Source organism: Pedobacter sp. P26 (assembly GCF_050632135.1).
Lineage (GTDB): Bacteria > Bacteroidota > Bacteroidia > Sphingobacteriales > Sphingobacteriaceae > Pedobacter.
Genome location: NZ_CP192574.1, coordinates 3750136 through 3763443 on the forward strand (window position 1 = coordinate 3750136; position 13308 = coordinate 3763443).

At 41.8% G+C, this 13308-nt stretch carries 13 protein-coding genes; 8 read left to right on the top strand and 5 right to left on the bottom strand.

All coding sequences use genetic code 11. From position 1 onward, the window contains the following. Positions 1-38: 38 nt before the first annotated feature. A complete protein-coding gene (locus ACQ86H_RS17375) occupies positions 39-833 on the bottom strand; it encodes a DJ-1/PfpI family protein (RefSeq protein ID WP_431291899.1) in 795 nt (264 codons plus the stop codon). 65 nt (positions 834-898) lie between these two features. Beyond that, entirely contained in the window at positions 899-1822 is a 924-nt protein-coding gene (locus ACQ86H_RS17380) for a GlxA family transcriptional regulator (RefSeq protein ID WP_431291900.1), read from the bottom strand. Between the two features lie 321 nt (positions 1823-2143). Between ACQ86H_RS17380 and ACQ86H_RS17385 the strand changes: the two genes are divergently transcribed. The 3 genes from ACQ86H_RS17385 to ACQ86H_RS17395 all read left to right on the top strand — a co-directional run bounded on the left by ACQ86H_RS17385 (position 2144) and on the right by ACQ86H_RS17395 (position 2950). Next, complete coding sequence (locus ACQ86H_RS17385; RefSeq protein WP_132402219.1) at positions 2144-2374, top strand: hypothetical protein; 231 nt, start codon at positions 2144-2146, stop codon at positions 2372-2374. A gap of 94 nt (positions 2375-2468) precedes the next feature. Further along, a complete protein-coding gene (locus tag ACQ86H_RS17390; RefSeq protein ID WP_431291901.1) occupies positions 2469-2798 on the top strand; it encodes a hypothetical protein in 330 nt (109 codons plus the stop codon). Further along, the gene (locus ACQ86H_RS17395; protein ID WP_431291902.1) at positions 2792-2950 is read left to right on the top strand and encodes a hypothetical protein; all 159 of its coding nucleotides are present in this window, start codon (positions 2792-2794) and stop codon (positions 2948-2950) included. Before ACQ86H_RS17390 ends, ACQ86H_RS17395 begins: the two co-directional genes overlap by 7 nt. A 261-nt stretch (positions 2951-3211) precedes the next feature. Here the strand turns inward: ACQ86H_RS17395 and ACQ86H_RS17400 are convergent, their stop codons facing one another. The 3 genes from ACQ86H_RS17400 to ACQ86H_RS17410 all read right to left on the bottom strand — a co-directional run bounded on the left by ACQ86H_RS17400 (position 3212) and on the right by ACQ86H_RS17410 (position 5034). Beyond that, positions 3212-3880, bottom strand: coding sequence for a hypothetical protein (locus ACQ86H_RS17400; protein WP_138823521.1), 669 nt, complete (start codon positions 3878-3880; stop codon positions 3212-3214). A gap of 66 nt (positions 3881-3946) precedes the next feature. Beyond that, positions 3947-4534 carry a Crp/Fnr family transcriptional regulator gene (locus ACQ86H_RS17405; protein ID WP_138823519.1) on the bottom strand — a complete coding sequence of 196 codons (588 nt, stop codon included), beginning with the start codon at positions 4532-4534 and terminating at the stop codon, positions 3947-3949. 224 nt (positions 4535-4758) lie between these two features. Then, positions 4759-5034 carry a hypothetical protein gene (locus ACQ86H_RS17410; RefSeq protein WP_138823517.1) on the bottom strand — a complete coding sequence of 92 codons (276 nt, stop codon included), beginning with the start codon at positions 5032-5034 and terminating at the stop codon, positions 4759-4761. 257 nt (positions 5035-5291) lie between these two features. Between ACQ86H_RS17410 and ACQ86H_RS17415 the strand changes: the two genes are divergently transcribed. The 5 genes from ACQ86H_RS17415 to ACQ86H_RS17435 all read left to right on the top strand — a co-directional run bounded on the left by ACQ86H_RS17415 (position 5292) and on the right by ACQ86H_RS17435 (position 13298). Beyond that, a complete protein-coding gene (locus ACQ86H_RS17415) occupies positions 5292-5846 on the top strand; it encodes an RNA polymerase sigma-70 factor (protein WP_138823515.1) in 555 nt (184 codons plus the stop codon). 95 nt (positions 5847-5941) lie between these two features. Next, positions 5942-6973, top strand: a complete 1032-nt coding sequence (locus ACQ86H_RS17420) for a FecR family protein (RefSeq protein ID WP_431291903.1) — start codon at positions 5942-5944, stop codon at positions 6971-6973. Between the two features lie 97 nt (positions 6974-7070). Then, on the top strand, positions 7071-10523 hold the full coding sequence (locus tag ACQ86H_RS17425; RefSeq protein ID WP_431291904.1) for a SusC/RagA family TonB-linked outer membrane protein: 3453 nt from the start codon (positions 7071-7073) through the stop codon (positions 10521-10523). Positions 10524-10534: 11 nt separating this feature from the next. Further along, positions 10535-12007, top strand: a complete 1473-nt coding sequence (locus ACQ86H_RS17430; protein ID WP_431291905.1) for a SusD/RagB family nutrient-binding outer membrane lipoprotein — start codon at positions 10535-10537, stop codon at positions 12005-12007. Positions 12008-12032: 25 nt separating this feature from the next. Beyond that, the gene (locus ACQ86H_RS17435; protein WP_431291906.1) at positions 12033-13298 is read left to right on the top strand and encodes a fibronectin type III domain-containing protein; all 1266 of its coding nucleotides are present in this window, start codon (positions 12033-12035) and stop codon (positions 13296-13298) included. Positions 13299-13308: the final 10 nt, after the last annotated feature.

Below are 13308 nucleotides of genomic sequence, written 5' to 3' on the forward strand. Positions count from 1 at the left end.
ACTTCCAAAATATATCCGTTTAGCTTAACTGCAGACTTTTAGTGGGATAAATCCATACCCTGTTCAGGCACATATTTATCATATTCTATCTGTTTTGCAACTGCTTGCGCCGCTTCTTTACCGCTAAGTTTTGAAACCAGGTGTAAGGCTCCATCGATACCGGCCGATATCCCTGCTGTGGTGATCACCCTGCCATTGTCAACATAACGGACATTGGAAAGCACTTTAGCCTTTGGTACGGCCTTTTGAAGATTTATTATGCTTTTATGAAAAGTGGTAACGGTAAGCTGATCAAGCAGTCCAGCTTTGCCAAGAATAAACGCCCCGGTGCAGACAGAAAAATAGCTTTTGGTTGTGCTATCCCTGGATTTGATCCAGGAAATAACTTCAGGATCATCTGTTGCTATCTCGTCAGAACCGCCAAATACTGCAAAAACATCAGCCTGCGGAGCGTCTTTAATACTGTAATCCGGAGTGATTTTCAAAATCCCCTGTGACAATACAGGAGCTTTCGTTTTTGCGACGGTGATAATTTTGAACCCCGCATAGGAAAACACTTCCATCGGTCCGGCAAAGTCCAGAACCTCTACCCCATCATATAAGTAAAAGCAGACCGTTACTTTTTTTTGATCATTTAAAACCTGTTCGTTTTTCGTTATTAATTTCATCCCACAATGCGCACATATCCCGGGTTGTTGGTAAGTATGCGTGTCACAAGGACAGTTACAAGGAGGACACACATAGGTATTCGCATAGACCTGCGAAAATGCCAGGCAGGGTATAAAAAAGAGCAGGTGTAACAGCTGTTTCATAAATGTATCATTTGAATCCAAAATTAATAGGATACAGCCGATAAATCCGGACAGACATGGTCACGATCCGGCCATTCTATTTATGACTAATTATTAACACTTCGAGCCCTAACCAACTTCCGCATCTGAGACGTACTATTATAACCACATTGACATGCTACCCAGGCTATCTTATGCCCGGTTTTGAGCAGATGTTTGGCCTTTTCCTGTCTCACTGATTGGATATATTGTCCGATGGTTATTCCCGTGGCAATTTTGAACAAACGTGTAAGGTTGCGTGGGCTGATAAAAACCAGTTCAGCCAGTTCGCCAATTGTTATTTTTTGATGTAGATTTTTGATAATAAAATCCTGTACCTGATGGATATGATGATCAATATGCTGCCTGTTTTGCAAATAAACACTGTCTTGTGAGTCCATTCCATCTCTGCGCAGGTAAACCACCATATCTTTTGCTACAGTGTGTGTAAAAGCTGCTCCGTGTTGCTCTTCGACGAGGTAAAGTGCGAGATCAATACCTGTGGCAATTCCGGCGCTGGTAAAGATCCTGTCACTTTGTACAAATAGTTTATTCTCTATTACCTTAATCTGTGGATATTGTTGTTGCAAAGCTTTCGTCCACGCCCAATGTGTGGTGCAATTCTTCCCATTTAAAAGTCCGGTAGCAGCAAGCGCGAAGGCGGCCGTACAAATTGAACAAATTGTTGCACCAGTTGCAGCGGCAGACCGCAGCCAGGGCATCCACAGCTGGTCATCTGCCCTGTTCCATTTTTGAATTTCCATTCCTGCAACGATTACAATATCATTCCTGTTTACTGTTACTGAACTGAGCGGCTCAACATTAGTAAAGCCCAGACCAGAGGAGGCTCCAGGATGCTCATACGGCGAAACGTAATGTAAATCGTAATTTTTTCCGCAGCATCCGGATTCATAAAAAACGGTGACAGCACCAGCCAGATCTAAAAGATGAACATTATTGAATATAAAAAATATAACGCGGTTAGGCTTCATTTTCCAAAGTTAGTATTTTAGTATAAACGTATAATGGGCATTCCATCGATAGCGGCCAATAGGCTCAGTCCAAATGATGCGCTGTACTGTTATGTATCCGAAAGACCTGTTAAAATTATTTGTAAAATACAAGCTCCCGATTTAAGATGCTAACAGGTACTCAGCAATCTCCGTAAATCGCTGCAACATTGATACATAAAAAGAGAAAAAGTGGCGTTAAGACAAAAAACATCGATAGATAAGACGATTTTAAAAAGCACTGTGCAAAAAGAGCGCAAACAAAAAGCATTTCCCGAAGTTATAAGCACTAAAAATCAAAATATGTCAGATAACAAAAAAGTAACCGATATTCAAAAATTCATTGAAAAATTCGAGCCATCAAAATTCAAAATGCTTTCTCGGGGAATTGAAGTACGCGGGATTAAGGACCTGAACAGAAGCATCAGTTTCGCGAAGGAAGTAATTGAAAAATTAAAGCTAAAACTTGTCATATCCCACAGTGCTGAAATGGCGATGTATGGCAGCTTTGAAGTGAACTATTTACAGCATTAAGTAGTTAAAATTCAAATACAGTAAATGGAATTTTACAGAAACAAAAAAATCAGCGCAGCTTATCTTTATCTGCGCAGGCATCCTGATTGCACTTGTGGCGGTATTTTTATACAGTATCGGATTATTCACCGGTAATATCGCCACTAAACTTGCGGGGGTGTCGGCCGCTTTAGGAATCATCCTTTTGATTGTCATCATCAGGATGCTGATCTCCCTAAATCGTTTAGCTCCCCTACTCATACTTAGTAATGAAGGAATATACTCAGAAGTTACCGCAGTGAGTAAAGCCGCAGGTCTGATATCATGGAAAGACATCCTCGACATCTCCATTACGAAAGCCGGATGGGATACCCTGGTGGTACTAAGTATAGGCAAGGCAGCGCATTATATGCCCATCATTCAAAAAAACTATCTGCCATGGTAGTCAGTGGCATACAGGATCCTGCCGGGAACCTGCAGATCTCTCTGACCGCATCAGAACTGGATATGAACGCAAATGAACTTTTGATAGTAATCCAGGACTATCGCAAACACTTAGAGGGAAGCGATAACGACCAACATGACCAATTCAAATAAGGGCTGAAGTAAACCACTCATACAACATCTTCACGACCTGTTGATGTAACTATATCCTACAGATGCCTGCCCGGGATTGCATTAAATAACTTTTGACGACGGAAGCATTTGCCCGAAAAGTTGTAGAGGAAGGAATCGAACCTTCGGCATGCTACCGGCCAGCGCTCTACACGATCATTTCTTTTTGATCGCCGCAAAAGTAGTAAGTCAGCTTACATTTCAAAGTGCAAACCAAAAGTTTAACAGTTTAGTAATATGGGGCTACTCCTGAAGCTTTGCGGATCTGTTCAACTTAAACAAACGGTAAATGGCATAAACACCTGGTATCATGGGTAATATTGCTGTCCACATACCTGGAAAATAATATTTTCCGGTTGTGCCGAGGTAATAATTGCGCATATTGACAATTAGTTTTCCATGAATAGGCGCTGTAAGTGCATCCAATGTTGTTGCGTTTAGTTGTGGCCTGATCAGCGGAAAAATAAAATGGGTAAACTCTGCTACTCCCGGGCCTATAAAAATAAACCAGGCAACAAAACCTGCAATCGGAATTCTGTAATACAAACCAAGGGCAGTAAGGGTGTAAATTGTTGGTCCAATCAGCGCAAAAACCATCAAGAAACTTTTTTCACTCCATGGAATGCCAAAAAGCCTGCTCATTGCGGGAGCAAAACCCGTGAGGTACTCTTCTATGATGTGGATCTGAAGACCAGCAACCGTGAGCAGAAAAAGTGGTAAAATGATTTTTGGTTCGACGGGATTTTTAAGATAAGTGGCACACCAGCATACTAAACCAATCAGTGCAGATCCACCCACAATAATAACAGGCGGCAATCCGATGGAAAGATATCCCACTATTGGTGCAACCAGGGTAAAAATAATCGCGATTACCAGGCTTAACTTTTGCGGTACAGAGAATTGTGTTTTCATCACCTTTAAATTTATATTCAAACCTAGTACATCTGTGACGGTGAAAATTTATCAAATGATAAAAAATTACATTCCAGCCCTGATCCTGCTTAAAGAAACCTGGGTAATGCCCAGGTAACTGGCCAGATCGCGAAGGCTCACCCTCTGTAGGAGGCCTGGATTTTCCTTTACAAAATTTTCGTACCGCGCTGATGCCTGTTCTTCCAATATTTCACCGATCCTGGCCATCATATTAACCGAAGCCATGGCAGCCAGTTTCCCAAAAAAAGTTTCCATGTGGTGAAAACGGGTACGGAGTTTATCCATTTCTGTTCGTGATATCTGCGTAATCACTGTATCTTCCAAAGCCACAACTTCATAAGAAGAGGGTTTCTGCGAGAGGTAACTATCCAAAACGGTAAACATCTCGCCTTCGGCAAAAAAACGCATAACAAAAGTGCGGTCTTTACTTTCAAAGCCTGTTTTAACCAGTCCGCTGTTAATATAATATAGGTACCTGCAGGTGTTTCCCTGCACCAATATAGCCTGTCCTTTTTTAAAACGAAGGATTTCTAATTGCCTGGAAAGCATTGCGGCTGCATCTTCTTCCAAGGCACAAAGATTGTTCACAAAGCCGATAAAATCTCGGCCGGATTGATACTTTTCTATCTCCATATTAACGATTTAGCCTGCAACACATCTTTTTACCTCCGGTATAAATCTATGAGATAAATCACAGATAACCTGGCCTGAATGTTTTGGGATCAATGTAAAACTGTGTTTGACTTTGATCTTCAAAATACCGGTGTGATGTTAATACAACATGAAATAAAGTTCACTCAATGAATTGCTTATGACAGCATTTCTGGTAAGTGCCGAAGTGATATTTTAAGCTCGCTTTAGGAGGCATTTGAAACCGGCCCACCGGTCATCGAGTCAATTTCGCTATAGGGACGAAAGGCGGCAGCAAGTTTGCCTATCTCACGCTCCGGGATCAATCCTGGATCTTTGAACTGTATGTTTATTATATCTGTTGGGATCTCCATCATTCCCTTATCGGTTTTGAGCAGTACATAATCATCAAAAGGCAGTGCAGATCGGAATTCTCCAATCTCAGGTCTAAAAATGGTCAATCTGATCAGCAGCTCGTAGTAAAGAAAAAGAGGAAATTTCATTGATACAAAATTACCTAATGATAAATTTAATGTTAAATTATCATTATAACAAGATAAAAAAGATACTTAACAATGAATTAACCTACCTGTAATTTAACACTAACTAAATATCCCAAATAAAAACAGGTTAAATAGTATCCAATGCTTAATATTCCCTTCTCAAATCATTTATAACTGAACGCGAAATTACCATGAGTATTTAATATTGAGTTAATATGTGTATCGTTTCTGAATTTTAATTTTGACGCGATAATTTTATGGGCGAAAACAATACTGCCGGTTTTAATAATAATAAGAAGAAGTTTGACGAAAAATCTTTCGAAGATCTTTACCGCCGCATGTACCCCACGCTGAAAAAGTACGCCATTTACCTGGTAAAGGATATAGAAGATGCGCAGCTTATTTTAAATGATGTATTCATATCCATCTGGAAAAATGAAACTATCCTTTCTAACGAAAAAGCCTATCTATTCCGTGCCATAAAAAATGCTGCTACAAATTATTATAAAGCGCCAAAAGCAAACCTTCTGCGTATTGATAACGAAGAAGAAGCCCCGGAAATTATCGATCGGAAAGAAACGCCTTCACAGGCTTTCCAAAATAAAGACCGGAACCGTGTACTTTATGCACTGATTGATCAGATGCCGGAAAGGCGACGGCTTATTTTCTATATGTATCGGATTGATGGCTTTAGTTATAAAGAAATTGCAGCTTTACTCGATATATCGGTGAGGACCGTAGAAGACCACCTGGTAAAAGGCTTTCAGTTTCTTCAGCAAAAAGTATTGCAAAACAGCGCTGAATTCAGGTAAAACACGGCGTTAATAATTTATTAACGCAAACTTAACAGGTTTCGACCCGTAGTTGCTCCTGCATTTCTTGTCTCTGTAGATACAAAAGCATGGGAATGGATCAGGAAACCTGGAAATTAGTACTCGAATATTTGGCTGTAAAGGAAGATTTGCCCAGCAGCAAAGCTGAAATTGCATTGCTGGAAAAAAGGCTCAGGGATTGGGTAGGTAAAGATGGTGATCGTGAGGAGCAGTTAGAATTAGAAGAGGTGTTATTGTTATGGCAGGACACGGCGCAACTACCGGATGACGGATTGTGGAAGGAAAGTTTTGCCAGTATCAAAGAACAAATCCATCCGGCTCCGGTCAGAAAATTGAAAAAATTAAAATGGTGGTCAGCGGCAACTGCTGCAGCAATTATTGGAGCACTGATCTTTTTTATTGCTAAAGATAAAAGGCCATTGACTGTTAACCAAAATCAGGTTGTGTGGACAACCAAAACTGCAGCGCCCGGTAAAATCATTAATGTGCTGCTTCCGGATAGTTCCGAGATCTGGTTAAACTCAGGAAGTAGCATCAGCTTTCCGCAAAACCTGAAACGTGCCGGCATCAGAACAGTTAAACTCAATGGCGAGGCTTTTTTTAAAGTAAAAAGAGATCCTGCTCATCCTTTTGTAGTAAAAAGCCAGAATATCCAAACCAGGGTACTTGGAACCAGTTTTAACATCCGGGCATGGAAAAATTACAGGCCAGAAGTAACCGTACTCACCGGAAAGGTAGCAGTTTCGAGAGATTCAGCAGGCACACAATCAGCAGCTGTCCACCTTCTTCCAAATCAAAAAGTAATTTACAATACGAAATTGGCACTCCTGGTACGCGAAGATGTGGAAGATGCCAAAACATCAACTGACTGGCGGATCGGAAAAATGTATTTCAACAAAACGCCGATGGAAGATGTATTCCAGACCATATCACGCAAATATGCCCTTAAGGTAGTTTCAGACAGCTCGTTTGATAACTGTGAACTGACAGCAAAATTTGATAATGTAAGCATAAGAGAGGTGTTGCGCACACTGGAGCTTACATTTGACATCCATTATACCATAAACAAACAGATTATTTATATAAAAGGAGGTAAATGTAACTAAACAACGAGTAAAAGATAGCTGCAGCATGTTGGCGCATGCCGCAGCTAAGAAATTTTAAATTTTATTTTAACCCATCAAGATTAAAACAAACAAAGTTATGAAAAAGTCCGCAGTGACTAGTCAATTAATTTTTAGCGTAATGCGTTTTTTTACCCTTATTTACATCATGCTCTCCACCATGCTCTTTGTAGGGCAGGCATCGCCGGTAAATGCACAACAATTAAACGTTAAAGTAAGTATCAATATTAAAAAGGGAGCATTAACGGAACTTTTCAAAACCATTGAAAAGAAAACCGGCCTGTATTTTGTATACACCAACGAAGATGCCGTAGAGAAACAAAACCTAAGTGGTTTTAAGGCAGAAAATGAGGCTGTAAGCGCTTTGCTCGACCGGATATTACCTACTTTTCAACTCACTTACCTGATCGAGAAAAACCAGATCATTATCAAAAAATCAATACGAATTAAAGGTAAGGTAACTGATGAAAAAGGTGTGCCACTGCCGGGGGTAAACGTAATTGAAAAAGGCAGCAACAATTCTACCAGCACCAACTTAAATGGAGAATTTAACCTGAATGTATTAAACAATCAGGCCCTGCTGGTCTTTAAAATGATCGGTTATCAAAGCAGGGAGATTGCCCTGAAGGGCGAAACTGAACTAAACATCAACCTCTCTCCTGATGAAACGGCGCTCTCTGATGTGGTGGTTACCGCCTTAGGTATTAAACGTGCCGAAAAAGCTCTTGGTTATTCCATTGCCACGGTAAAAGGCAGTGATGTAAACACGGTAAAAGAAGTCAATGTGATCAACTCACTGGCCGGAAAGGTGGCTGGTGTAAATGTAGTAAGCACGGGTGCTGATCCCGGATCAAGTTCATTTATCACCATCCGGGGGCAATCGTCAATCGCTACGGACAACCAGCCTTTATTTGTGGTAGATGGTGTTCCGGTGGCACATTCGCTACGTGCAACATCAGAAGTTGGCCGCTCATCGGTTGATTACGGTAGCCCGATTGCGGATATCAGTCCGGATGATGTAGAAAGTATCACCATATTAAAAGGTGCAAGTGCAGCAGCATTATATGGCAGCAGGGCCGGAAGTGGTGTGGTTTTGATTACCACAAAAAGTGGCTTGGTAAACAAAAAGGGATTAGGGATAAACTTTAACTCAAACGCCATGTACGATCAGGCATGGATGTTCCCACATTTTCAGCACACCTTTGGAGGAGGCGAATATACCGACGATCCGGCATCTTCCACCTCATCTGCCTGGGGGCCGCGGCTCGATGCAGGTACCAAACACCTGCAATGGAACAGTCCTTTGGATGCCAGCGGAAAACCAATTGCCACCGATTGGGTATCGCATCCTAATAATCCACAGGATTTTTATGAAACCGGCTCTACCTACACCAACAACATTTCCATCAGCGGAAAAAATGCGGATGGTAATTATCGCTTATCCTACACCAATCTGGCCAATAAAGGGATTGTACCCAATACCGACCTCAAACGGAATACGCTTAACCTTTCTGCCACCTATGTGCTGCATCCTAAATTAAAGATCAGTACCAATATTGGTTATGTAAACAATAAAAGCGACAACAGACCGTCGGCTTACCGGGAAAGTGTTACGCAGATGCTGTATTCACTTCCACCTAATATGAACATCAACGACCTGAAAAACTACTGGAAACCAGGAAGGGAAAACATCGAGCAGTTTTCAGCAGATGATTCTGATAACCCTTATTTTGTAGCTTATGAGCATACCAATGGCTACGACAGAAACCGGTTAACCGGAAATGTACAGGCTGTTTACGACATCACCAAAAACCTGAGCTTAATGGTACGTACCGGACTTGACATGTACAATGAAGCGCACGAAACCAAACGCCCTTTTAGTTCGAAAAGATTTAAATTCGGTGGATATGGTATAGATAATTCCTTCTTTAAGGAACAAAACACTGATTTTTTACTGAGCTATAAAAAACTGTTAAATCAGGATTGGTCTTTGAGTCTTTCTGCCGGAGGCAATCAAATGGATCAGACCAACAGGTCAACCGCGCAGAAAACAGAGAGCCTGAGTATTCCGGGTGTTTACAACATTGCCAATGCGCAGGCAGGTACTATTGTAAATTCGCAATATAATTCCCGCAAACGCATCAATAGTATTTATGGTCTTGGCCAGGTATCGTTCAGGGATATGGTTTTTCTTGATGTAACGGGCAGAAATGATTGGTCGAGTACACTTCCAGCCGGCAGCAATTCTTACTTTTATCCTTCCGCATCTTTAAGCACAATTGTAACGGATGTGTTCCAGATCAAATCAGACGTGCTTTCGTTCGTTAAACTAAGGGCCAACTGGGCGCAGGTGGGTAGTGATACAGACCCTTATCAATTGTACAATACCATCCCTTTTAACCAGGACTGGGGCGATGTAAAAAGAGCGACCATTGAGTTTAACTTTAAAAACAACTTCCTGAAGCCTGAAATTGCTACTTCATACGAGTTTGGCGGAGACCTGCGCTTTTTCAAAAGCCGTGTGGGCATCGATGTAACCTGGTATAAAACAAACAAAAGGAACCAGATCATTAACATCCCAACCACCATTGCATCAGGTTCATCCAACCGCTTAATTAATGCCGGAAATATCCAGAACAGCGGTTGGGAAATCGGATTAAATGCTGTTCCTTTTGATGGCAGCTTTAAATGGGAAACCAATGTCAATTTCACCAAAAATGAAAATAAAGTTATTGAGTTATCAGAAGGTTTAAAAGAATATTCGATGGGCAGTGCCGACGGGGATAATATTCGTTACCTGATTAAGGAAGGTACAAAAATCGGCGACTTCTATACCCCGAGTTATACCAAAGTAACCAGCGGACCAAATGCGGGAGCAGCCTTGCTGGATAAAACAGGTCATTATATCCGCAACAATTCTGAATACATCAAGGTAGGAAACTACAATCCAGATTTTACTATTGGTTTTAACAATACTTTCAGTTATAAAAACTTCACCTTAAATGTACTTTTAGACTGGCGCAAGGGCGGTAATTTTTATTCTTATGTAGTTAAAAGCCTGATCAATGCCGGTTTGACCGACAACACCCTGACAGGTAGGGATGCAGAAACCGGCGGTTTACCATGGACGGATTCGCAGGGCAGAAAACGGAACGATGGCATGATTATTCCGGGTTATATTGCAGATGCCAACGGAAACATTAGCCCAAATACCGTAATTATTGCAGCATCTGACTTTTATAACAACACTTATAATAAATACTACGAAAGATTAACTTATTCTGCTTCATTCCTGAAAATCAGGGAAGCTTCGTTAACCTATCTGTTTGATAAAAAACTGACCCGCAAACTGCCCATCAGTAACCTATCGTTATCACTTATTGGAAGGAACCTGTATACCTGGACCGCCAATGGATTGGGTTATGACCCGGAAACGACCATGAGTGTTACCGAAGGCTTTAAACTGGGCGTAGGCCACTGGACTTTACCGGGTACACGCTCATTCGGTTTTAAACTAAGTTGTAACTTTTAAACTGTACAAAAATGAAATTCAAATATACAACGCTTCTTTTCTTACTGCTTGCATTGATAACAAGCTGTACTAAAGATTTTGAAGAAATAAATACCAATCCCAATGCACCTGAAACTACAAATACGGAGTTTTTACTATCGGATGTATTGGTTTCCACCGCTTATGCCTACCAGGAAAATGCGGTTAACAGAAGACCGGCTTCGGCAGCGCGCTACCTTACCCTGGTTCGAAATACCGGTTATGATCTGTTAGATTGGGGTCCGGTTGACTGGGATGATATTTATGCGCGCTTAGCGGTGAATAAAACCTTTATGGAAACTGCACAGAAACGTTCGGAGAACCAGTATGTTGCCATCGGTAAAATCATGAAGGCTTTTAACTTTGGCTACCTTACCGATTTATATGGCGATATCCCCTATTCGCAGGCATTAAAATCGAAAGAGGCTAACCTCATCTACCCTGAATACGATCAGCAACAGGCCATTTACCCGGATCTTTTGAAAGAATTAAAGGAAGCGAACGAAATATTGAGGGGTAACAGTCAGGAAATAAATGCTAAGGGCGATGTGATGTTTAAAGGAAAAGCGCTTGGCTGGCGAAAGTTTGCCAACTCGCTGCGCTTAAGGATGTTGCTGCGCATCTCGAAAAACTATACACCTGCCTTTACCGAGATGCAGGAAATTGTTAATGATAAAACAGCATATCCTATCTTCGAAAGCAGTGCAGACAATGCCGAAATGGCCTATTTAGGCAATATTGCGGCTTATAGCTGGCCTGGTGGGCCTTTGGCTATGATCGATTTCGATTACCAGAAAACCAAAGTAAGCAAGGAACTTGTAGACAGGCTGATCCAAAGGACCGACCCAAGACTTGGCGTTTGGGTAGAACCGGTAAAAAGCACCACAGGTTCTACCGTAGATCTGAGCCGGTATGTGGGAGTACCCAATGCCATCGATGCACCATCTGCCTATAACGGTGGCGAAGATCATGTTTCGGTTTTCTCTTCTACGTTTTTCAGAAAAAACGGAGGCGCTTCTAACGCATTGTTAAAAGCCAGCCTGATCACTTATACTGAGCAATGTTTTATTTTAGCAGAAGCCATACAAAAAGGAAAACTTACCGTACCCGGCGAAACGGCAGAATCGCTGTACTATAAAGGCATAAGGGAATCGATGAGCAGTTATGCCGTAACTGCTGCCCAAAGTTATTACGATCAACCGCTGGTAAAATACGATGGTACGCTTGAGCAGTTAATTACCCAAAAATGGCTGGCCATGCTGTTTAAAGGCTCAGAAGGGTGGTTTGATCAGCGCCGTACCGGCTACCCTGCTTTTGTTACTGGTCCGCTCGCTACCGGAAGAGGTATACCAAAACGTTATACGTACCCTGATTCGGAAAGCGCAAAAAACCGCGTTAATTACCAAAAAGCCGTTTCTGTTTTCGGTGCCGATAATCAGTACACCTTAATGTGGTACCTGAAATAAATTAAATTCCATAACGATGACAACCATGAAATTATATATAAAAGCTCTTTTTCTATTTACACTCTCTGTTTTAGCTGTTGAGGTTAACACTTATGCCCAGGATTTTAAACCTGGGCATTTCCCGGACCGCGTGATTTTAACCTGGGCCGCAGACCCTGCCACCAGCCAGACCGTTAACTGGCGGACCGATACTACGATTAAGGCTTCAAAAGCGCAGATCAAGGCCGAAGACTCCAATCCGGCACTCGAACAATCCATCACCAGTTATGATGCAACTTCTACCCTGTTGGGAAGCGGAAATAATTATGAAATAGCGAAATACCACCATGTTACTTTTACCAACCTTAAACCGGAAACGGTTTATGCCTACCGTGTTGGATCGGGAGAGCATTGGAGCGAGTGGTTTCAGTTTACCACCGCTTCGGTTAAAAGTAAGCCGTTTTCTTTTATTTACCTGGGCGATGCACAGAACGACATCCGTTCAAAATGGTCGAGAGTAATCCGTAAGGCATTTTCGCATCAACCAGATGCAAGGTTTATCATCCATGCCGGCGACCTGATCAACCGTTCCAATAACGATCAGGAATGGGGCGAATGGCATTATGGAGGTGGTTTTATCAATGGTATGATTCCCAGCCTCCCCGCTCCCGGAAACCACGAATATGTACGGGATGACAAAAGAAAACTGGTACTTGATCCACATTGGGGCGTACAGTATACATTTGCCGGCAACGGACCAAAGGGATTGGAAGAATCGGTTTATTATGTAGATTACCAGGATATGCGTATCATTTCTCTGGATTCACAAATGATTATATTGGACGAAGCTTCGGCCAAAGCTGAATATGAGTGGCTTGAAAAAGTGTTAAAAGAAAATAAAAAACTTTGGACAGTAATCACCTTTCACCACCCTATTTTCTCGACGGCAAAAAGCAGGGACAATAAGGAATTCAGGGAACGTTTTAAACCCTTGTTTGATAAATATCATATCGATCTGGTGCTACAGGGGCACGACCATACCTATAGCCGTGGGCAAAACCTGCCAAGGGGACTATCTGGAAGGGAAATTAGCGGACCCGTTTACCTGGTTTCGGTTGCAGGCCCTAAAATGTACCAGGTAGATGGTGCAAAATGGATGGATGTATCGTTAGAAAATACGCAGCTTTTCCAGGTGATCCACGTTGATGGGGCAAATCTTAAATTTGAGGCTTATAAAACTTCGGGCGAACTATTTGATGCTTTTTCGTTAAAAAAGCAGACCGGGATCATGCTGCAGCATTTACAGATATGAACCCAGCACT